This is a genomic window from Qiania dongpingensis (genome assembly GCF_014337195.1).
Taxonomy (GTDB): Bacteria; Bacillota; Clostridia; order Lachnospirales; family Lachnospiraceae; genus Lientehia; species Lientehia dongpingensis.
The window spans coordinates 162,818-182,255 of the sequence record NZ_CP060634.1; the positions used below are offsets into that span (position 1 = coordinate 162,818).

The 19,438-nt window shown below is 49.7% G+C and carries 20 protein-coding genes; 17 read left to right on the forward strand and 3 right to left on the reverse strand.

Annotation, left to right across the window (positions count from 1 at the left end; translation table 11 throughout):
• Position 1: 1 nt before the first annotated feature.
• Positions 2-1,126, reverse strand: a complete 1,125-nt coding sequence (locus H9Q78_RS00705; protein ID WP_249302976.1) for a PTS transporter subunit EIIC — start codon at positions 1,124-1,126, stop codon at positions 2-4.
• Positions 1,127-1,257: 131 nt separating this feature from the next.
• Between H9Q78_RS00705 and H9Q78_RS00710 the strand changes: the two genes are divergently transcribed.
• The gene (locus H9Q78_RS00710) at positions 1,258-2,073 is read left to right on the forward strand and encodes a carbon-nitrogen hydrolase family protein (protein ID WP_249302977.1); all 816 of its coding nucleotides are present in this window, start codon (positions 1,258-1,260) and stop codon (positions 2,071-2,073) included.
• A 106-nt stretch (positions 2,074-2,179) separates the two neighbouring features.
• Here H9Q78_RS00710 and H9Q78_RS00715 read toward each other — a convergent pair whose 3' ends face one another.
• Positions 2,180-2,392 (reverse strand): alpha/beta-type small acid-soluble spore protein, encoded by a 213-nt coding sequence (locus tag H9Q78_RS00715; protein WP_147595810.1) that lies wholly within the window; start codon positions 2,390-2,392, stop codon positions 2,180-2,182.
• A 223-nt stretch (positions 2,393-2,615) separates the two neighbouring features.
• Between H9Q78_RS00715 and rsmD the strand changes: the two genes are divergently transcribed.
• The 4 genes from rsmD to H9Q78_RS00735 all read left to right on the forward strand — a co-directional run bounded on the left by rsmD (position 2,616) and on the right by H9Q78_RS00735 (position 5,132).
• Positions 2,616-3,179 (forward strand): 16S rRNA (guanine(966)-N(2))-methyltransferase RsmD, encoded by a 564-nt coding sequence (rsmD, locus tag H9Q78_RS00720; RefSeq protein WP_249302978.1) that lies wholly within the window; start codon positions 2,616-2,618, stop codon positions 3,177-3,179.
• Between the two features lie 24 nt (positions 3,180-3,203).
• Positions 3,204-3,680 (forward strand): pantetheine-phosphate adenylyltransferase, encoded by a 477-nt coding sequence (coaD, locus tag H9Q78_RS00725; RefSeq protein WP_249302979.1) that lies wholly within the window; start codon positions 3,204-3,206, stop codon positions 3,678-3,680.
• 27 nt (positions 3,681-3,707) lie between these two features.
• Positions 3,708-4,400 carry a DivIVA domain-containing protein gene (locus H9Q78_RS00730; protein ID WP_147595813.1) on the forward strand — a complete coding sequence of 231 codons (693 nt, stop codon included), beginning with the start codon at positions 3,708-3,710 and terminating at the stop codon, positions 4,398-4,400.
• Between the two features lie 411 nt (positions 4,401-4,811).
• A complete protein-coding gene (locus tag H9Q78_RS00735) occupies positions 4,812-5,132 on the forward strand; it encodes a hypothetical protein (protein WP_249302981.1) in 321 nt (106 codons plus the stop codon).
• A 77-nt stretch (positions 5,133-5,209) separates the two neighbouring features.
• On the opposite strand, the gene H9Q78_RS00740 is transcribed toward H9Q78_RS00735, so the two are convergent.
• Positions 5,210-6,139 carry a hypothetical protein gene (locus tag H9Q78_RS00740; protein ID WP_249302982.1) on the reverse strand — a complete coding sequence of 310 codons (930 nt, stop codon included), beginning with the start codon at positions 6,137-6,139 and terminating at the stop codon, positions 5,210-5,212.
• 85 nt (positions 6,140-6,224) lie between these two features.
• Here H9Q78_RS00740 and H9Q78_RS00745 point away from each other — a divergent pair, with 85 nt between their 5' ends.
• The 12 genes from H9Q78_RS00745 to hisG all read left to right on the forward strand — a co-directional run bounded on the left by H9Q78_RS00745 (position 6,225) and on the right by hisG (position 19,416).
• Positions 6,225-7,694: an aminoacyl-histidine dipeptidase gene (locus tag H9Q78_RS00745; protein WP_249302984.1), complete on the forward strand. Its 1,470-nt coding sequence runs from the start codon at positions 6,225-6,227 to the stop codon at positions 7,692-7,694.
• A gap of 99 nt (positions 7,695-7,793) precedes the next feature.
• A complete protein-coding gene (locus H9Q78_RS00750) occupies positions 7,794-8,597 on the forward strand; it encodes a M23 family metallopeptidase (RefSeq protein ID WP_249304685.1) in 804 nt (267 codons plus the stop codon).
• A 106-nt stretch (positions 8,598-8,703) separates the two neighbouring features.
• The gene (locus H9Q78_RS00755) at positions 8,704-9,519 is read left to right on the forward strand and encodes a GTP pyrophosphokinase (protein ID WP_147595818.1); all 816 of its coding nucleotides are present in this window, start codon (positions 8,704-8,706) and stop codon (positions 9,517-9,519) included.
• Positions 9,520-9,550: 31 nt separating this feature from the next.
• Positions 9,551-10,969 (forward strand): RsmB/NOP family class I SAM-dependent RNA methyltransferase, encoded by a 1,419-nt coding sequence (locus tag H9Q78_RS00760; RefSeq protein WP_249302985.1) that lies wholly within the window; start codon positions 9,551-9,553, stop codon positions 10,967-10,969.
• On the forward strand, positions 10,966-11,628 hold the full coding sequence (locus tag H9Q78_RS00765; protein WP_249302987.1) for an HAD family hydrolase: 663 nt from the start codon (positions 10,966-10,968) through the stop codon (positions 11,626-11,628). Before H9Q78_RS00760 ends, H9Q78_RS00765 begins: the two co-directional genes overlap by 4 nt.
• Positions 11,629-11,666: 38 nt before the next feature.
• Entirely contained in the window at positions 11,667-13,538 is a 1,872-nt protein-coding gene (locus tag H9Q78_RS00770) for a YgiQ family radical SAM protein (RefSeq protein WP_249302989.1), read from the forward strand.
• A gap of 15 nt (positions 13,539-13,553) precedes the next feature.
• Complete coding sequence (locus H9Q78_RS00775) at positions 13,554-15,158, forward strand: MBL fold metallo-hydrolase RNA specificity domain-containing protein (protein WP_249302991.1); 1,605 nt, start codon at positions 13,554-13,556, stop codon at positions 15,156-15,158.
• Positions 15,159-15,165: 7 nt separating this feature from the next.
• The gene (locus tag H9Q78_RS00780) at positions 15,166-15,723 is read left to right on the forward strand and encodes a hypothetical protein (protein WP_249302993.1); all 558 of its coding nucleotides are present in this window, start codon (positions 15,166-15,168) and stop codon (positions 15,721-15,723) included.
• A 33-nt stretch (positions 15,724-15,756) separates the two neighbouring features.
• Positions 15,757-16,770 (forward strand): RluA family pseudouridine synthase, encoded by a 1,014-nt coding sequence (locus H9Q78_RS00785; RefSeq protein WP_249302995.1) that lies wholly within the window; start codon positions 15,757-15,759, stop codon positions 16,768-16,770.
• A gap of 59 nt (positions 16,771-16,829) precedes the next feature.
• Positions 16,830-17,363: a Holliday junction resolvase RecU gene (locus tag H9Q78_RS00790; protein WP_249302997.1), complete on the forward strand. Its 534-nt coding sequence runs from the start codon at positions 16,830-16,832 to the stop codon at positions 17,361-17,363.
• A 90-nt stretch (positions 17,364-17,453) separates the two neighbouring features.
• Positions 17,454-18,719 carry an ATP phosphoribosyltransferase regulatory subunit gene (gene hisZ / locus H9Q78_RS00795; protein WP_249302998.1) on the forward strand — a complete coding sequence of 422 codons (1,266 nt, stop codon included), beginning with the start codon at positions 17,454-17,456 and terminating at the stop codon, positions 18,717-18,719.
• A 37-nt stretch (positions 18,720-18,756) separates the two neighbouring features.
• Positions 18,757-19,416 carry an ATP phosphoribosyltransferase gene (hisG, locus tag H9Q78_RS00800; RefSeq protein ID WP_249303000.1) on the forward strand — a complete coding sequence of 220 codons (660 nt, stop codon included), beginning with the start codon at positions 18,757-18,759 and terminating at the stop codon, positions 19,414-19,416.
• The last annotated feature ends 22 nt before the right edge of the window (positions 19,417-19,438 follow it).

Genomic DNA, 19,438 nt, shown 5'->3' on the forward strand with positions numbered 1-19,438 from the left:
TTTAGGCATGAACGGCTTCTTCCGTCTGGCTGTCCCCATCGAAACGGCCTCCGAAGACAAGAGTCAGGAGGAAGGATGCTGCGAAGCTTATGGCGGCGGCTATCATGGCTTTCATGAGATTGTCCGGTTCACCGGAATCCGCAAACATCAGGAAAGACGGCATCCCCGGAAAGGCGTATACATAGCAGTGGATCGTGACAAGTCCCTGGTAAGCGCCGGCGATGGAGGCTCCGATCATGGAGGTGATCAGCGGCCGCCGGTACGGAAGTGATACGCCGTAGATGGGCGGTTCTGTGACGCCGGTCAGAAAGACTGTGACGGCGCAGCTCAAGGCCAGCTTTTTCAGAGCGGATGTCTTAGCACGGAAAAAAGCGGCCAGACAGGTGCCCGCCTGTGACAGCGTAAGGATGAAAAATCCCACCATGACACCGTCTTCCATGCCGAACGTCCCCAGTTGACTGAGAGCCACCGCGACGAATACCCAGTGAGTCCCGGTGATGACGAAGAGGGGAGAAAGGCCGGCAAACAGAGCCCAGGCAGCCACAGGCGCATGAGCCTGGAGCCATACCATGATGCCGGACAGAAAGTTTCCGATCAGAGTGCCGATGGGACCGATCAAAAGGATGCCGAGCAAAGAGGATAGGAGCAGGATCACCAGGGGAGACAGAATATCGTCCAGAACCTTGGGCATTAATTTATGTACCAGCTTTTCCACATGAATCATGGCCGCGATCAGCAGAATGATGGGAATGGTGCTGTACGCATAGGTAGCCTTCACCAGGGGAATTCCCGCGAAAGAGAGTTTCCCTGCTGAAGATACCAGCTCCACAAAGGCGGGGCTCATCATTGCTCCGACGGCGCCTATGGCCAGTACTGTGTTCACATGAAAATGGACAGAAGCCGTATATGCGAGGAAAAAAGGCAGGAAATAGAGGGGAGCGTCTCCGATTATGGACAGGACAAGTTCTGTATGGCTGCCCTCCAAAAGTGCTCCCGTCATGGTCAGGATAATGACCAGAAGCTTAATCAGCCCTCCCGCCACGAGAATGGGAATAACTGGCGCCATACAGCTGGAAATGTGGTCAATGACCGCGGTAACAATGTTCTTTTTTTTATTCTGTTCCATGATACGCACTCCTAGGAAATGTTTTTAAGATCAGGATACGGCAGACGGCCTCTGCCGTCTGTGCCACAAAGCAAGTATAGCATTGCCGGAATGGGTTTTCAAGGAAATTCCGGGCATGAAAGGAAGCGGATATGAAATTATCCTGTAAGGTTTCAATGATTCAGATGAGGGTGAGGAAAACGAAAGAAGACAGTCTGCTCACTGCGGGAGAAAAGATCAAAACCGCCGCAAAAGACGGAGCGGATTTTGTCATACTGCCAGAGATGTTCACTTGTCCTTATGAAACAGAGAATTTTCCTATATATGCCGAGGATGAGAACGGAGAAAGCGTAAGAAGACTTTCTTCTGCCGCCGCGGAAAATCATGTGTATTTGGTCGGAGGCAGCCTTCCGGAGCGGGATGACACTGGGAAGGTATATAACACTTCTTTCGTCTTTGATCGTGAGGGCCGTGTCATCGCAAAGCACCGGAAAGCCCATTTATTTGATATTGATATCAAAGGCGGTCAGTTTTTTAAAGAGTCCGATACGCTCACGCCTGGAGATAAGGCGACGGTTTTTTCCACAGAATTTGGTATGATAGGCCTTTGTATCTGTTATGATATCCGTTTTCCGGAGCTATTCCGCAGAATGGTGGAGGACGGGGCAAATATGGTGTTCTGCCCGGCGGCCTTTAATCGGACGACCGGACCAAGACATTGGGAGCTTTTGTTCCGGAGCCGGGCAGTGGACAACCAGATTTTTGTGGCAGGTGTTTCTCCGGCCGCAGACGAAAGTGCCTCCTATATCGCATACGGACATTCCATCCTGGTATCGCCATGGGGTGAAATTCTATACGAAGCGGAAGAAGACGAGACCGTTTTGACGAAAACAATAGATCTGACGGAAGTAGAACGCGCAAGAGAGCAGCTTCCGCTGCTTAAGCACAGAAGAAAAGAAATTTATTGAGAGCCGCTTGAAAATAAGAAAAATGGCTGTCCGCATTTTTGTCCGGACAGCCATTTTCCATTTGGAAACTATTATATTTCCAGGTCATTCAGGTCAGAGGCCTTATTTATTTGCCAGCCATCTGTCTTTCCTGCTCTTCGATCATCTTCTTAACCATATATCCGCCTACGGAACCATTCTGGTAAGAAGTAAGGTCACCGTTGTAACCATTCTTTAACGGTACACCCAGTTCGTTTGCTACTTCCATTTTGAAGCGATCCATTGCTTCTTTTGCTTCAGGTACGTTTACCTGATTGCTGCTTCCTGTGCTCTTAGACATGTGAAGCACCTCCTTTTCGGTTGTTATTTGGTACACGCTTATTATGTGCATGCAATAAAATAATACACTGGCAACTTCTGATTCTTCTGTCAGAATTTGTTAATTCCTCATAAAAATGTAATGATTAAATACTTGATTGAAAAAACAATCCATACTATAATATAACAAGCTAACCAATCCGGTGAAAATTATTTATGAACGGATTAGAATTGAGGAAACAACAATGAGAGTGATAGCTGGGACAGCCAGGCGGCTGCCTTTGAAGACACTGGACGGACTGGATACCAGGCCGACTACAGACAGGATCAAAGAAACCCTTTTTAATATGATTCAGGCAGATGTGAGCGGCAGCCGGTTCCTGGATCTGTTTTCTGGGAGCGGTTCCATCGGCATTGAAGCTTTGAGCCGCGGGGCGTCGGAATGTGTTTTTGTAGAAAAGAATCGGAAAGCCGCTGCCTGTATCCGGGAGAATCTTTCTGTCACCCGTCTGGAGGAACACGCGGTGCTGATGGAATGTGACGTCCTCACCGCACTGCGGAAGCTGGAAGATGCGGGAAATGAGGCCTTTGACATCATATATATGGATCCGCCTTATGGAAAGGATTTGGAAAGAGAAACGCTGACCTGCTTAAGCCACTCCAGACTGGTGGATGAAGTCACGCTGATCCTTGTGGAAGCGTCTCTTGATACGGATTTTTCTTATCTGGAAGACACCATATTTACGATAGTACGTGAAAAGAAGTATAAGACCAATAAACATGTGTTTATTTCGATGAAAGAGCTATAAGACTTCAGATAAAGGAGAGCAGGTATGAGGATTGCCGTATATCCGGGGAGCTTTGATCCGGTCACACTTGGGCATCTGGACATCATCGAGCGTTCATCCAAAATGGTAGACGAGCTGGTGGTGGGAGTCCTGAACAACAGTTCAAAAAATCCGTTGTTTTCTGTAGAGGAACGTGTTACTATGTTAAAGGAAGTGACGGTACATCTGCAGAATGTGAGGGTCGAGGCTTTCGATGGTCTCCTCGTGGATTTTGCCAGACAATGCGGCTCAAAGATGGTAGTCAGAGGTTTGCGCGCCATCACGGATTTTGAATATGAATTGCAGATGTCACAGACGAACAGGATCATCTGTCCGGAAATGGATACGATTTTCTTGACGACAGATTTGAAATATGCTTATTTAAGCTCCAGTATCGTCCGTGAAATGGCTCGTTACGGCGGAAATATTTCCGCTTTCGTGCCTGCGTTGATTGTGGAACGGGTGCTGAAGAAATTTGAGTGATAAATAATCTTTGGGAGGAAACAGGACATGAGCAGGATTGAACAGTTGATAAGCGAGATTGAGGAGTACATAGATGGCTGTAAAGCACAGCCCTTTACCAATAATAAGAAGATCATCGTGGACAAAGATGAGATGGAAGAGCTGTTGGTGGAGCTTCGCCTGCGCACTCCCGATGAGATCAAGAAATATCAGAAGATCATCAGCAATAAGGAGGCTATTTTGAGCTCCACGAAGGAAGAAGCGGATCACATCATTGAAAGTGCGCGTGCCGATGCAGAAAGGATTCTTGCAGAAGCCCAGGCTCAGGCGGAGGGAATCATCGCTGAGACGGAGCAGCATACTGCTGAGATGGTGAGTGAGCATGAAGTAATGCAGCAGGCGTACCAGCAGGCGGGTGAAGTAGTGGATCAGGCCAACGGGCAGGCTCAGCAGATCATCAACGACGCTGTGGCTGATTCAGACAACATTCGTGAGGGGGCCATCCGATATACGGATGATATGCTCAAGGGGCTTCAGTCCATAATCAATCTTGCCATCGAACAGACGACCGGTAAATTCAACTCTTTTATTGATTCACTTCAGTCCACCGGCGATATCGTGACGAATAACCGGAATGAACTGCAGGTGCCGCAGGCGGAGGCCGCCCCCACCGCAGAAGACAGAAGGGCAGAGGCAGTACCGGAGGATAACGGCGTTCTGAACGCCGATATGCTGGAATAAGAAAAATGAGGCGGGGATGCCAGCGGCATCCCCGTTTTTATTTCATACCTTTAAATATCTTTATAACAAACTTATCTTTATAGCTAGAAGAAGCAAGAAGAAATCCGATTCCATCCAGGCGGCTCGCTGGCAGCCGTAACCAGAATCTTTACGGCCTCCAGTCGGTCCTTTTCAACTGACATGGATAAATCGATATTTTTCCATGTCAGATTCCAATAAAAACCTGCATGAGATTCGGTTTTTACCTCCCTGCGGCCGGGAAGATCCTGCTAACGCCTTGCGGCACTCGCCTTACGATGGAATCGAATCCTTTTTCTTGCTTTTTCTTCCGCACCGAAATAAGCTCTCATCTGTTGTAAAATCTATTGGGGCGGCCCACCGCAGCTCGCTGCCGTCAGGCGCGCGAGCCGTGTGGATATCCGATTCTTTTCTGGAATCGCTAGAACGGAAATCATCCGAAATGGTGCGGCAGAGAGAGCATCGGCAGAAAGATTCCGGGCCGGCCTAAAGGTGAGCGCCGCAGGGCAGAGGCCGGTGTTCCCCAGGCGTAAGGAGGCAGAAACGGAGATACCGTTTCCGTTTCTGAGCGAACCGGAGACAGGAAATCATAAAGATTTCCTGCCGACTGTGAGCGGTACTTCCGGAGCGGGGATAAAGCGGCCCCTGAATCGCCAGCGAACCGAAATCGTGACGGTCCGGAACTTCTGCCGATGTATTGGTAAAGACTCTTAAGGAATGATTCCAAAAAGTATTTAGTTGTATAAGATGCATACTTTGTTCTTCTATAGGAAAGTTCCAGCTGTATGTATTCATGCCTGCAGAAGAGGGAAAAGTAAAAATAGGATAACAAAGGTCATAGCTGCCTGCAGAAGCTTCCAGAAAAGGTAGCTTCGTTTGGACAGCGGAGTGCGGCCTAGGACGCTGGCCGTCTGCGCGAGACCGGAAAGTCCTCCGAATGCTGTATAGGTAAAACAGAGAGCGACCACAAGAGTGCGGGAAAGGCCGGACTGGACTGTGAAGGCGATTCCGGATGTCATTTCCAGGAGCCCCGGTACCAGAGTATTCAACAGCGGTATCGGACATCTGTCCCGGAAAAAATAGGAGAGCATTGTGAAAAACATCAGATAGCCCCCTATTTTGGCTATGACCAGAAACCCGTCCATCATCGCCCCTTCAAATCGGAGGAAAGAAGCCAGGATTCCTTCGCTTCTTTCATTTTCGGACAGAGTATCGGACCTCTCTGCATCTATCGGTGCATAATGCCGGGATATCTCCGTTTTTTTGTGACGGACAGCCATGGCCGCGCCATAGCAGAGCACCGGCGGAAGATAAATGGCAATCAGGCAGGGAAGTACCTGCAGAATAGGAAGGTGCAGCATACCAGTGCATAAGAATCCGGTGAGGAACATGGGGCTGGGTTCACAGCAGAGGATTAAAAGCAGGTTTCCGTCCTCTCTGGACAGCCGCCCTGTTTTATATAGATCGGCGATTGCTTTTGCCCCCATTGGGTAGCCGCAGAACCACCCGATGACAAATGCAAACGGGCCGGGAGGCAGTTTTTTTACAAGCTCTGTAGAGATCAGATAGCTTGAAAGGACGATGCAGGGGAGCAGCGTAGGGAGAACCGTACAGTACCAAAGGGAAAGGCCGGCCGCCGCTCCAGGAATGGCTTCCGCAGGATGAGAGATGCAAAAGAGAAAAAGAAGCAGCATGCATAGAGGAAACCAGAGTTTTTTCACGCAGATTTACCCCTTTCGTTTTTTATAGTCTATGAACAGAGGCCGTTGTCCATGACAAACAACGCGCCGGTCAAGGAGGATTCAGATGGAGTACAAAGAAATTGCAGGAAGAATGCCGGAAAAGGTGTTTGAGTATTTCAAGGCGCTTTCAGATATTCCCAGGGGCTCTGGAAATACGAAAGCCGTCAGTGACTATTGTGCGGATTTCGCCCGGGCGCGCGGGCTTTTTTACCGGCAGGACGAAGCGGATAATATTGTGATCATAAAAGAAGCTTCTGACGGATATGAAACGGCTCCCACCGTCATGCTGCAGGGCCATCTGGATATGGTATGCGGGAAAGAGGCGGGCGTTCGGCATGACTTTGAACGGGACCCGATCTGCCTGACAGCAGAAGGAGATTATATCCGTGCCGAAGGGACGACGCTGGGAGGGGATGACGGTATAGCGGTCGCTTATGCCCTGGCCATCCTGGATTCCAATGAGATTGCCCATCCGCGCCTGGAATGTGTATTTACTTCCGACGAAGAGATTGGAATGCTGGGGGCGAATGCCCTGGATATGGACGGGCTCCGCGCCAGGTATCTGCTGAACCTGGATTCTGAGGAAGAGGGCAGCTTTCTGGCAGGGTGTGCCGGCGGGGTCCGTTATGATTTGGAACTTCCTCTTTCGTGGAAAATGGCTGAAGGAGTTCCGGTACGGATACAGCTGGTCGGTCTTACAGGCGGCCATTCTGGCGTAGACATTCATAAAGGACGTGCCAACGCGAATCTGCTGATAGGAAGGCTCCTATGGGAGCTTTCTCAGGAGCTTCCGGATATGCGGCTTCTTTCCGCGAGAGGGGGCTCTCAGGACAACGCCATTCCCAGAAATTCGGAACTTCACCTGCTGGTTAAGTGCCAGGACCTGGACTGCTTAAAATCCAAGGTGAAAGAATGGGAAGATATTTTCTGTTCCGAGTACCGGGTTACAGATCCAAAGCTGCGCCTTCTCTTTGAGGCGGATGAGAAAGAAGCTTTTTTGCCGGCAGTTATACCGGAGGATATGGAGCGAGTCTGTTTTCTTCTTCTGAATACGCCAAACGGCGTCCAGGCCATGAGCCAGGAGCTTCCGGAGCTGGTTGAGACTTCTTTGAATCTGGGCGTCCTGACCCTGACAGAGACGGATGGATTTTCTGCTTCCTATTTGGTGCGAAGTTCCTCTTCATCCAGAAAACGCGCGCTGTGCCAGAAACTGGAGCTTTTTATAAAATTCTCAGGAGGCTCCTTTCATACATCTGGAGACTATCCGGAATGGGAATTCCGGCCGGAATCACCGCTTCGCGGGCTGCTTTGCAGGGTATATAAAGAGCAATACGGGAAAGAGGCCAGGGTGGAAACAATTCATGCGGGCGTGGAGTGCGGGCTTTTTTCCGCGGGGATTCCCGGCATTGATGCAGTATCCATGGGGCCGGATATCCTGGATATCCATACCCCGAAGGAGCGTTTGTCCATTTCCTCGGTGGACCGGGTGTGGAAATTTCTGATCGAGGTACTAAAACAGATGAAGGATGCATAGACCTTTATAAAAATGGAACCGGAGCGTGCCGTGAGGAAACGAAACAGCCTGGGATTCCTCGGCTTTGCAGTGCTTCTTCTGGGAATCGTCCTAGTCTGCATGCTGCATTTTTTCTGGGAGAATCCGGTCTATTACCAGTTGAATGAGTATACTTCCGAAGAAGAGCCCTTCCGCGCTATGGCTTTTGGGGAAGGGAACTTGTCCGCCATGTTTTCCATGGCGGAGGAAAAAAAAGAGGACCCCTTTGAAGTCATCGCCGCATTCATGGCGGACAGTGAATATGATCTGACGGACGAGAAAGGTAAATCCCTTTCTTTTGGACGGTGGCAGGACATTAAAAAGGGTGTGAGCAAGGTGAAGCCGGTGGAGTTTACGAAGCTTTCCCATGCCTATGAAACGCTTTTGGCAGACCTTGAATATTTTCCGCTGCCGCAGGGAGACAGCGAAGCCTCCCGGAATTACGGCTATGAAGACTCCTGGGGATATGAACGTACATACGGAGGGGAGCGGCGTCATGAGGGGACAGATATTATGGGCGGCGGAAACAGCCGGGGATTCTTTCCAGTGATAAGCGTGAGCGACGGGACCATCGAGCATATCGGGTGGCTTGAGCTGGGCGGCTGGCGTATCGGCATCCGTACGCCCCACGGCGCATATCTTTATTATGCCCATCTGAGCTCTTATGACCATGAATTTGTACCAGGAGAAGAAATAAAGGCGGGACAGCTTTTGGGATTTATGGGCGATACCGGCTACAGCAAGGTCGAGGGGACCACCGGGAATTTTGCGGTCCATCTGCATTTTGGAATCTATTTTCGGACGGATCACTATGAAGAGCTCAGTGTGAATCCTTATTGGATTCTAAAATATCTGGAGGATAAGAAAGTAAAATATTCCTATTAGCTCCCTATTTGGCAGAAAATATGGTATAATAACTGCGAAGAAGCAAAGTAGAAAGGCAGAGCTGCTGCTTTCGCCCATTCCTATTATTTTACAGGAGTACGGTTTTATGAAGATTCAACTATGGAGAGAGTCCCTCGCTCCGTATCATCTGGCGGTGGAGGAGCTTGTAGTAAAGTTCAACCACATCATCAATGAATGCCGTGAATCAGGCGTTTATTCTCCTATTGAGGCGGTTCAGGGCCGGGTGAAGAAGATTTCCAGCATCCTGGAGAAAGCTCAGCGCAAGGGTATTGCGCTCAATGAGTTTACAGAAAAGCTGGATGATATCGCCGGCATCCGTATCATCTGCCAGTTTGTGGAGGATATCGACAAAGTGGTGCAGCTCATACGCAGCCGCAGAGATATGGAAGTCGTCAGTGAGCGGGACTATATCAGTCATACGAAAGAAAGCGGTTACCGCAGCTATCATGTGAATGTCCTCTATGAGGTTTATACCATGAGCGGAAGTCATAATATACAGGTGGAGATACAGATTCGGACGATGGCCATGAATTTCTGGGCTACGATCGAACATTCCCTGCGCTATAAATATCAGGAAGAGATTCCTGAGAAGCTGGCAGGACGTCTGAGCGCCGCCGCAGAGGCGGTATTGGCGCTGGACTGTGAGATGTCGGCCATCCGCGATGAAATCGTGGACGCCCAGCAGCTCTTTCAGGAGAAAGCCTCTGTGGTGGCGGATATCCTGAATAATCTTCAGAATTTATACAGCGGAGAAGAAGAATACGAAGATGCCATGCTGAATATACAAAATGAATTCTATGAAATCTATCACAACGGCTCACTGGAAGAGCTGGAGGAATTCGGAAGACGGCTGGATAAGCTGGCGGCAGTCAGGAAGGTCCAGGGGCTTCATTCCTTTTGATACATAAAGAAAACGATTGTGCGGTGAATGGATGAATCCAGAGAAAAAGAGTATAGAACTGCCAGAAAAATACCTGGAAGAGATGAGACGGCTCCTGGGGGAGACGGAATTGAAAGCATATCTGACCTGTATGGAAGAAGAAACCTTCCGCGGCATCCGGCTGAATCCGCTAAAGGTGGCGGAGGACGGCATAGCGGGGGTCCTTTCTTCTGCAGACGCCCGGACGGAGGAGCCGGTTCCGTGGTCAGATTCGCTGGGATATTATTATGAAGAAACAGGGACACCCGCCAGGCACCCATATTATTATGGGGGCCTGTATTACCTGCAGGAGCCCAGCGCCATGGCGCCTGGAGCCATTCTGCCGGTTGAGCCGGGAGATCGGGTAATGGATCTGTGTGCCGCACCGGGAGGAAAAAGCACCCAGCTGGGTGCAAGACTGGCCGGAAGCGGCTTTTTGCTGTCCAATGATATCAGCGCCTCCCGGGCCAACGGACTATTAAAAAATCTGGAGCGCTTTGGAATCGGAAATATCCTGGTTTCCAGCGAAGAGCCAAAGCGGCTTCTCCGCAATTTTCCGGAATATTTTGATAAGATCCTGGTGGATGCCCCATGCTCCGGAGAAGGCATGTTCCGGCGGGAACCGTCCATGATCAGGAGCTGGATGGAGAAAGGACCGGAGCATTACAGTCCGATTCAAAAGGAACTTCTTCGGTGCGCCTGCGGGATGTTAAAGCCGGGCGGCATGCTGCTGTATTCCACTTGTACCTTTGCGGCGAAAGAGGATGAAGATAATATTGAATGGATTCGGAAGGAAATTCCGGAGCTGGAGCCGGTGCCGATACCGCCAAAGTATGGATTTGTCCGGGGAAGCGACGGCGCATCCATTCGTTTGTTTCCCTGGAGGCTTTCCGGAGAAGGGCATTTCCTTTCCCTGCTTCGTAAAAAAGGCCGCCCGGAATTTGATTCCCGAGAGACTCGGAAGATTCGCTCAGACGATATGGAAAAGAACAACCGGGATTTTCTGAAAAAGAGAGAAGAGCTTGCCGGGTTTTTAGAGCTCGTTCACCGTCCGATTGAAAAAGAAGGGTATTTCTGGGAACGGGAGGGGCAGGTCTATCTGCTCCCCGTACCAAAGGAGGAACTTCCGCCCATACGTTTTCTTCGCACCGGTCTTCTTTTGGGCACGCTTAAGAAAAAACGCTTTGAGCCATCCCAGGCTCTGGCCATGTATCTGAAAAAAGAAGAGTTTGAAAACGGCGTAGATTTTCCGTCGGAGGATCCAAGGACAGTGAAATACTTAAAAGGTGAGACGGTGGAAGCGGATAATGCAGTTACATGGGGGAAAGACGGATGGTGCCTCGTCTGTACCGACGGATATCCTCTCGGTTTTGCAAAGCGGAGCCGGATGACTCTTAAAAATAAGTATTATCCAGGATGGAGATGGCAATGATTCAAATACCAGATTCTATAAAAGCCGTGATATTTGACTTGGACGGCACCCTTGTGGATTCCATGGGCATGTGGAAGGATATTGATATTGAATTTTTAGGAAGGTTTCATATTCCTCTTCCGGAAGACCTTTCGGATGCTGTCGAGGGCATGAGCTTTTCTGAAACGGCGTATTATTTTAAGGAGCGTTTCCAGATTCCCATGAGCCTTCAGGAGATTAAAGACTGCTGGAACCAGATGGCCCTGTACCAGTACAGCCACGAGGTCCCGTTAAAGCCTGGAGTAAAAGCATTTTTGGAATACTTAAAGAAGCGGGGGATTCCCATGGGGATTGCTACCAGCAATTCCAGGGAGTTAGTCACTGCCGTCACCGACGCTCTTAATATCTCGGAGTTTTTTTCTGTGATCGCAGTCGGCTGTCAGGTGGCGAAAGGGAAGCCGGCCCCGGATATTTATCTTTGTGTGGCGGAAAGCCTCGGAGAGAAGCCGGAGCACTGCCTGGTCTTTGAAGACGTGCCTGCCGGGATCCTGGCGGGCAAGCGGGCCGGTATGACCGTATGGGCGGTAGCAGACGGTTATTCTGAGACGGTGAGAGAAGAGAAGAAGAGACTGGCCGACGGATTTATTGAAACTTATAGCGAAATAGACCTGAGTGTTTAGAACGCCGTACCAGCGGAATATATACAGGAGATGCGCCCATGAAGGATTTTCTTCCCGTCAGCCGGACGGACATGGAAAAAAGAGGCTTTACACAGCTGGATTTTGTTTATATCATCGGAGATGCTTATGTGGACCATCCGTCTTTCGGACCGGCCATCATAAGCCGTGTCCTGGAATCCAGGGGCTATAAGGTGGGGATCATCGCTCAGCCGGACTGGAAGGATGACGGAAGCATCCAGGTACTCGGGAAGCCGAGACTTGCCTTTTTAGTGAGCGGCGGAAATATGGATTCCATGGTCAATCACTATTCTGTGTCCAAGCGCCGCCGCGGGACGGATTCCTATACTCCGGGAGGAATCATGGGAAAAAGGCCGGATTACGCGGTGACCGTATACTGTAATCTGATCCGGAAGGTATTCGGCGGGATACCTGTGATCATCGGAGGGATTGAGGCGAGTCTCCGGCGCCTGGCCCACTATGATTACTGGTCCGATCAGGTGAAACGCTCTATCTTGATGGATTCTCAGGCGGATCTGATCAGTTATGGCATGGGAGAGCGCTCCATCGTGGAAATCGCGGAAGCGCTGGAAGCTGGTATCCCGGTATCCGAGATCACATATGTGCCAGGCACCGTATATAAGACAAAAACTCTGGACTCCGTATATGAGGCCATAACCCTTCCGGACTTTGAACGTGTGAGGCAGGATAAGAAAACCTATGCAGAGAGTTTTCTGATTCAATATATGAATACCGATCCATTTCGCGGAAAAGCTTTGACGGAAGCTTATGGAAACCGGGGATATGTGGTGCAGAACCCTCCGGCCGTGCCTCTTAGCCAGACGGAGATGGACGATATTTATGATCTGCCTTATATGAGGACTTATCATCCCATGTATGAAAAAGAGGGAGGAGTGCCGGCTGTTTCTGAGATCAAGTTCAGTCTGGTCAGCAATAGGGGTTGCTTCGGAGGCTGCAGCTTTTGTGCTCTGACCTTTCATCAGGGAAGGATCGTACAGGCGCGAAGCCATGCGTCTTTGGTAAAGGAAGCAGAACTGCTCACAAAAGATCCGGACTTTAAAGGCTATATTCATGACGTAGGCGGACCTACTGCGGATTTCCGGGCGCCGTCCTGCGAAAAGCAGCTCAAATCCGGCGCCTGCCCCGACCGGCAGTGCCTGTTCCCGGTTCCGTGCAAAAACCTGCAGGTGAGTCATAAAGACTATCTGGCGCTTCTGCGGAAGCTGCGTGCTGTTTCCGGAGTAAAAAAGGTATTTATCCGCTCCGGCATCCGGTTTGACTATGTGATGGCAGACAAGGACCGTGAGTTTTTGAAAGAATTGTGTGAGCATCATATAAGCGGACAGCTGAAGGTGGCGCCGGAGCATATTTCACCGAAAGTGCTCAAATATATGGGAAAGCCGGACAGCCGTGTGTATTTAAAATTTGCGGAGTCATACCGGGAGATGAATGAAAGACTTGGAAAGAAGCAGTATCTTGTGCCATATCTGATGTCGTCCCACCCGGGGTGTACTGTCCGCGATGCAGTGGTCCTGGCAGAATATTTGAGGGATATCCGGCATATGCCGGAGCAGGTGCAGGATTTTTACCCGACCCCGTCCACTCTTTCCACCTGCATGTATTATACGGGATTGGACCCAAGAACGATGGAACGGGTCTATGTGCCGAGAAGCCCTCACGAAAAGGCCATGCAGCGCGCACTCATCCAGTACCGCCTTCCAAAGAACCGGGAGCTGGTCCTGGAGGCGCTCAGACAGGCGGGCAGAACAGATCTGATCGGCTATGGGAGCCGCTGTCTCATACGGCCTGACAAAGATGGAATTTCTTCCGGAGGGAAACAGAGGGATAAAAAGAAAACGGCCATCCGAAACGTTCATCCCAAAAAGAGATAATAAGGAGATAATAGTATGGAATTGATATTTTTAGGCGCAGATCATGAAGTGACCGGAAGCTGCCATATGGTAAAGGCCGCCGGTATGAATATGCTGATCGACTGTGGAATGGAGCAGGGAGAGGATGTTTATGAGAACCAGGAGATTCCGGTACATGCCTCGGAAATCGATTGTGTTCTTCTGACCCATGCCCATATTGACCATTCCGGGCTCCTTCCTCTTCTTTACGCGAAAGGCTTCCGGGGGCAGGTGTATGCCACCAGGGCGACCTGCGATCTATGCCAGATCATGCTCCGTGACAGCGCCCACATCCAGGAGTTTGAGGCGGAATGGCGCAACCGGAAGGGGAAACGTGCCGGAAAGCCGGAATTTATCCCCTTATATACCATGGACGACGCCTTAGGGCTTTTGGAACAGCTGGTCGCCTGCGAATATAACGAGCTGGTGGACATTGCGGAAGGCATACAGGTCCGTTTTTCCGATGTCGGCCATCTGCTCGGTTCCGCCAGCATCGAACTATGGATCTCTGAGGACCAAGAAGATAGAAAACTGGTCTTTTCCGGCGATGTCGGAAACCTGGATCAGCCTCTGATCAAAGACCCTCAATATCTGGACACGGCTGATTACGTCGTGATGGAATCCACGTATGGAGACCGGATCCACAGTGACGTCCGTGTGGACTATGTGAAAGAATTGACGGAAATTATCCAAAAGACCTTTGACCGGGGCGGGAATGTGGTGATTCCTTCTTTTGCCGTAGGGCGTACCCAGGAAATGCTTTATTTCATTAGAAAAATCAAAGAAGATAAGCTGATTCGCGGCCATGAGGGCTTTAAGGTATATGTGGACAGTCCGCTGGCCATAGAAGCCACAAATATCTTCAACAAATACAAATATAGCTGCTTTGATAAAGAGGCCACGGAGCTTTTGGAGAAGGGGATCGATCCCATTAAATTTCCGGGGCTGACCGTATCGGTAAGCAGCGCCGATTCTAAGCTGATAAACTTTGACCAGGAGCCGAAGGTCATCATATCGGCGTCCGGAATGTGTGAGGCAGGCCGTATCCGCCATCACCTGAAGCATAACCTGTGGCGCCCGGAATGTACGATTCTGTTTGTGGGATACCAGTCGGGTGGCACCTTGGGGCGCGCCCTGCTGGACGGCATGAGCACCGTAAAGCTTTTTGGAGAGACCATCGAAGTAAAGGCAGAGATAAAGAAGCTGGATGGAATCAGCGGCCACGCGGACAAAATCGGGCTGCTGAAATGGATTGATTCTTTTAATCCGAAACCGAAAAAAGTATTCGTAGTCCATGGCGAGGACAGCGTATGCGACCACTTTGTATCCTGTTTAAAAGAAGAACATGGGATGGATGCTTCGGCTCCTTACAGCGGGGCGGTCTATGATATGAAAACGGATTCTTGGGTCTCGGAAGGCGTCCGCATCCTGAAGCGGCGTGAAAAATCTGCGGTAAAGAAGGCCAATACCGTATTTGCGAGGCTTTTAGCTTCAGGAGAACGTCTGATGGCGCTCATTCGGAAGAACGAGGGAAGCGCCAATAAGGATCTGGCCAGAATGGCAGATCAGGTCAATATGCTGTGTGATAAATGGGAGAGATAAACAAAACATGGAAAAAGGAACTTACGGTTATGGAAAAAAGAAACTAAAGGCACAGATCTTGAAACTGGCGGCCTGCTGCGTCCTGGTTTTCGGCGCGCTGACCATAGGCCTCATCACCACCGGAAACCGGAAAAACATCTGGACGGTAGGCGCGGTCTGTTCCGTACTGCCCGCAGCGACTTTTGCGGTGAACGTCATAGCCAGGTGCAAGGGGCTTCCTCTGAAAAGCGAAGAATATGAACGACTTGCCAAAGTATCGGGAGGGCTGGTGCTTTCCTGCGATATGATTTTGACGGCCGGTCAGAAGCTGATCCCGGTTCAGGCGGCTGTTTTCCATGAAATGGGCATCACCGCCTATACGGCCAGTAAGAAAGTGGAAGTCAAGCAGGCAGAAAAGGATATAAACGGGCTCTTGAAGAGTATCGGTGTCTATTCAAAGATTCAGCTGTATACCGATTACAGCGCGTTTTTAAAGAGGGTGGACGGAATCCAGCCTCCTGAATCCGATGAAAAAAAGAAGGAGCTAGAGAAGAAAAAGGAAGAATTCCTTGTTTATTCCATGTAGAGCAGAAGACGGAAGAAAAGCAGGAGGAAACCGATGAGGGAATTGCCGGTAGGGGCGGCGGAGGCAGGGCAGAGACTGGATAAATATCTCCAAAAATATATGGCGCTTGCGCCAAAGGGTTTTTTTTATAAAATGTTTCGGAAAAAAAACATCACCATAAACAAAAAGAAATGCAGCGGTAGAGAACAGATAAAGGAAGGGGACAGAATCCAGCTTTTTCTTTCCGAAGAAACGATTGAAGGGTTTCGCAGAAAAGCAGAGACTTCCTTTAAACGTCCTGCTTCAAAATTGTCTGTTATCTATGAAGACTCTCAGGTGGTCCTGATCAATAAGCCTGCGGGTATGCTTTCCCAGAAAGCCGGAAAAGAAGACGTATCATTGGTGGAATATCTGCTCTCGTATCTGCTGGAAAGGGAAGAGATAACGGAAGAAACTCTTAGGAGCTTCCGCCCTTCTGTATGCAATCGTCTTGACCGGAATACCAGCGGTCTTGTGACCGCGGGAAAGACTCTGAAAGCCCTTCAGGAGCTTTCCATACTTTTCAAGGAGCGGAGTATCCGCAAATACTATCTGTGCCTTGTGGACGGCGCTGCAGTAAAGAAACGCCGCCTGCACGGATGGCTTGTCAAGGATGAAAAAAACAATCAGGTGAAGATCTATTCGGAACAGAGAGAGGGAAGCAGTGAGATCCATACGGCTTATGAGCCAGTTGCCGCCGGCAGCAATCAGACTCTGCTTAAGGTAGAGCTCATAACCGGACGTACCCATCAGATCCGGGCGCATCTGGCGGCTGACGGCCATCCCGTAATTGGTGATGAGAAGTACGGGGATTCATCTGTAAACCGGAAATTTCGGTCTGAATATCATCTGGAGCATCAGCTGCTCCATTCTTGGATCATGGAATTTCCGGAGCTTTCCGGAGCGCTTAAGGGGCTTTCAGGCCGTTCGGTACAGGCCCCTCCTCCGGAACTTTTCCGCAAGATTCTGAAAGAGGAAAAGGTATTGCCGCTTCCTGGCATAGCGGATACCTGGAGCAGCCCGGAATAAGACGCTGCCGGCAGACCAAATCCGGCACATATCATAAACTGGAGAGGAAGCAAAAGCCCATGGCTACCTGGGGGACAAGAGGGCTCCGGGGTTCGACCCTGGAGGATTTGATCAACCATACGAACGAAAGATATAAAGAGAGCGGCCTGGCATTGATCCAAAAGATACCGACGCCCATTAAACCTATCAATATCGATAAAGAAAGCCGCCATATAACGCTGGCTTATTTTGACCAGAAGAGTACGGTGGACTACATCGGGGCCGTCCAGGGGATTCCTGTGTGTTTCGATGCGAAGGAGTGCGTGAGCACGACGTTCCCTCTGCAGAATATCCACGAGCATCAGATGATATTCATGGAGGAATTTGAAAAGCAGGGAGGCGTTTCGTTTATTATTCTCTATTTTACCGGCCTGGACGAAATGTATTATGTTCCCTTTCGCCGCCTTCTGGAGTATTGGAACCGCGGGAGAAACGGAGGAAGAAAAAGCTTTACTTACGAAGAAATTGACAAAACCTATCAAATACATACAAAACACGGAGCCTATGTCCATTATCTGGAGATGCTGCAAAAAGATTTGGACAGCAGAGATTGACAGATTCCGTCTCATCCAGTATAATTTATTCTGCGTGCTACTATGATAATGAATTATCACGTTAATATATTAAAGCGTCAGGAGATCTGTATGAAACAATTACTACATACGCCGGAGGGAGTCCGGGACATTTATAATTCCGAATATGCTGGAAAGCTGGTCATCGAGGACAGGATCCGCAGTACATTAAAGCGGTACGGATATAACGAGCTTCAAACCCCTACCTTTGAGTTTTTTGATATTTTCAACAAAGAGCGGGGAAGCGTCGCTTCTAAGGAGATGTATAAATTTTTTGACCGGGAAGGGAATACTCTGGTGTTACGGCCGGATATGACGCCTCCTGTGGCCAGATGCGCCGCTAAATATTATACGGACGAGCCGTTTCCCATCCGTCTCAGCTATCTTGCCAATACATTCATCAATCACAGCAGTTATCAGGGACGCCTGAAGGAATCTACCGTGCAGGGGGCCGAGCTGATCGGGGACGATTCCAGTGACGCAGATGCGGAAATGATCGCTCTTACCATCGATTGTCTATTAAAAGCAGGCCTAAAAGATTTTCAGGTCGACATCGGACAAGTGGGCTTTTTCAAAGGACTGGTGGAAGAAGCAGGACTTGACGAGGACACGGAAGAGAGGCTCCGGGCGCTCATCGAAGAAAAGAATTTCTTTGGTGTGGAGGAGCTGATGCAGGAGCAGAACCTTGATGAGAAACTTACAGAGGTATTCTTAAAGCTTCCTGAGCTTTTCGGATCCGCTGAGCTCATAGAGACAGCAAAAGCCATGACTGTGAACGCCCGCTCAAAGGCGGCCGTGACACGCCTGGAGAATCTATACCGTATCCTCAGCTACTACGGGCTGTCCGATTATGTATCCTTTGACCTGGGGATGCTGGGCAAATATAAATATTATACCGGAATCATTTTTCGGGGAGTTACCTTTGGCATGGGGGAACCAATCGTATCGGGCGGTCGCTATGACGGCCTGATGAAACAGTTTGGAAAGGACGCTCCGTCCGTAGGCTTTTCTATTTCCATAGACGGCCTGATGTCGGCACTTTCCAGGCAGAAGATCGAGATTGAGACTCCAAAGGTGGACATCCTTTTGCTCTATGACAGATCCAGACAGGCATCTGCGATACCGTTGGCTTCCCGTTTCAGAAATTCTGGGAAGAATCTGCAGCTCATCCGAAGAAAGGAAGAGACTACGCTTGAAGATTACACAGCCTTTGCCAGACGGAACCGTCTGGAGGAGATTTATTATTTATCCGACGGCAGACAGGACATCCAGGCGGTTTGTCCGGATACGGGAGAGATAAGACATCTTTCTTTTCCGGAAGGAATTGAGCAAAAATAGTACCCAGGAAAATGAGACAGATAGAAGAGGATAACATATGAGATATTTAACATTTGCCCTGGCTAAGGGACGTATGGCTAAAAAGACCATGGAGCTGTTTGAAGCCATCGGGCTGTCCTGTGAAGAAATGAAGGAGGAAGGGACCCGTAAACTGATCTTTGTGAATGAAGAGCTTAAACTCCGCTTTTTCCTGGCAAAGGCCAATGACGTTCCTACTTATGTGGAATACGGCGCGGCCGATATCGGAATCGTCGGTAAGGACACTATTTTGGAAGAGGGAAGACGGCTTTATGAAGTCCTGGATCTGGGCATCGGAAAGTGCAGGATGTGTGTCTGCGGACCGAAGGATGCGGCGGATAAGCTTAAGCATCATGAGCTCATCCGGGTAGCCACCAAGTATCCTGGTATCGCCAAGGATTATTTCTATAATAAAAAACATCAGACCGTAGAGATCATCAAGCTGAACGGATCCATAGAGCTTGCTCCCATTGTAGGCCTTTCAGAAGTCATTGTGGACATCGTGGAAACGGGCTCTACTCTGAGGGAAAACGGGCTTACGGTCTTGGAGGAGATCGTCGGGCTCTCCGCCAGGATGGTGGTCAATCAGGTCAGCATGAAAATCGAGCACGAACGCATCAGCAGGATCATTGCCGATATGAGAACACTTATCCAGTCAAGGGAGCGGGACGGGCGGTAATATCCGTACTTTTTGCCGTCAG

Excerpts from the sequence above, each read along its gene's own strand:
- H9Q78_RS00705 (WP_249302976.1), bottom strand. The coding sequence starts at position 1,126 with ATGGAACAGAATAAAAAAAAGAACATTGTTACCGCGGTCATTGACCAC.
- H9Q78_RS00710 (WP_249302977.1), top strand. The coding sequence starts at position 1,258 with ATGAAATTATCCTGTAAGGTTTCAATGATTCAGATGAGGGTGAGGAAA.
- H9Q78_RS00715 (WP_147595810.1), bottom strand. The coding sequence starts at position 2,392 with ATGTCTAAGAGCACAGGAAGCAGCAATCAGGTAAACGTACCTGAAGCA.
- rsmD (WP_249302978.1), top strand. The coding sequence starts at position 2,616 with ATGAGAGTGATAGCTGGGACAGCCAGGCGGCTGCCTTTGAAGACACTG.
- coaD (WP_249302979.1), top strand. The coding sequence starts at position 3,204 with ATGAGGATTGCCGTATATCCGGGGAGCTTTGATCCGGTCACACTTGGG.
- H9Q78_RS00730 (WP_147595813.1), top strand. The coding sequence starts at position 3,708 with ATGAGCAGGATTGAACAGTTGATAAGCGAGATTGAGGAGTACATAGAT.
- H9Q78_RS00745 (WP_249302984.1), top strand. The coding sequence starts at position 6,225 with ATGGAGTACAAAGAAATTGCAGGAAGAATGCCGGAAAAGGTGTTTGAG.
- H9Q78_RS00750 (WP_249304685.1), top strand. The coding sequence starts at position 7,794 with ATGCTGCATTTTTTCTGGGAGAATCCGGTCTATTACCAGTTGAATGAG.
- H9Q78_RS00755 (WP_147595818.1), top strand. The coding sequence starts at position 8,704 with ATGAAGATTCAACTATGGAGAGAGTCCCTCGCTCCGTATCATCTGGCG.
- H9Q78_RS00760 (WP_249302985.1), top strand. The coding sequence starts at position 9,551 with ATGAATCCAGAGAAAAAGAGTATAGAACTGCCAGAAAAATACCTGGAA.
- H9Q78_RS00765 (WP_249302987.1), top strand. The coding sequence starts at position 10,966 with ATGATTCAAATACCAGATTCTATAAAAGCCGTGATATTTGACTTGGAC.
- H9Q78_RS00770 (WP_249302989.1), top strand. The coding sequence starts at position 11,667 with ATGAAGGATTTTCTTCCCGTCAGCCGGACGGACATGGAAAAAAGAGGC.
- H9Q78_RS00775 (WP_249302991.1), top strand. The coding sequence starts at position 13,554 with ATGGAATTGATATTTTTAGGCGCAGATCATGAAGTGACCGGAAGCTGC.
- H9Q78_RS00780 (WP_249302993.1), top strand. The coding sequence starts at position 15,166 with ATGGAAAAAGGAACTTACGGTTATGGAAAAAAGAAACTAAAGGCACAG.
- H9Q78_RS00785 (WP_249302995.1), top strand. The coding sequence starts at position 15,757 with ATGAGGGAATTGCCGGTAGGGGCGGCGGAGGCAGGGCAGAGACTGGAT.
- H9Q78_RS00790 (WP_249302997.1), top strand. The coding sequence starts at position 16,830 with ATGGCTACCTGGGGGACAAGAGGGCTCCGGGGTTCGACCCTGGAGGAT.
- hisZ (WP_249302998.1), top strand. The coding sequence starts at position 17,454 with ATGAAACAATTACTACATACGCCGGAGGGAGTCCGGGACATTTATAAT.
- hisG (WP_249303000.1), top strand. The coding sequence starts at position 18,757 with ATGAGATATTTAACATTTGCCCTGGCTAAGGGACGTATGGCTAAAAAG.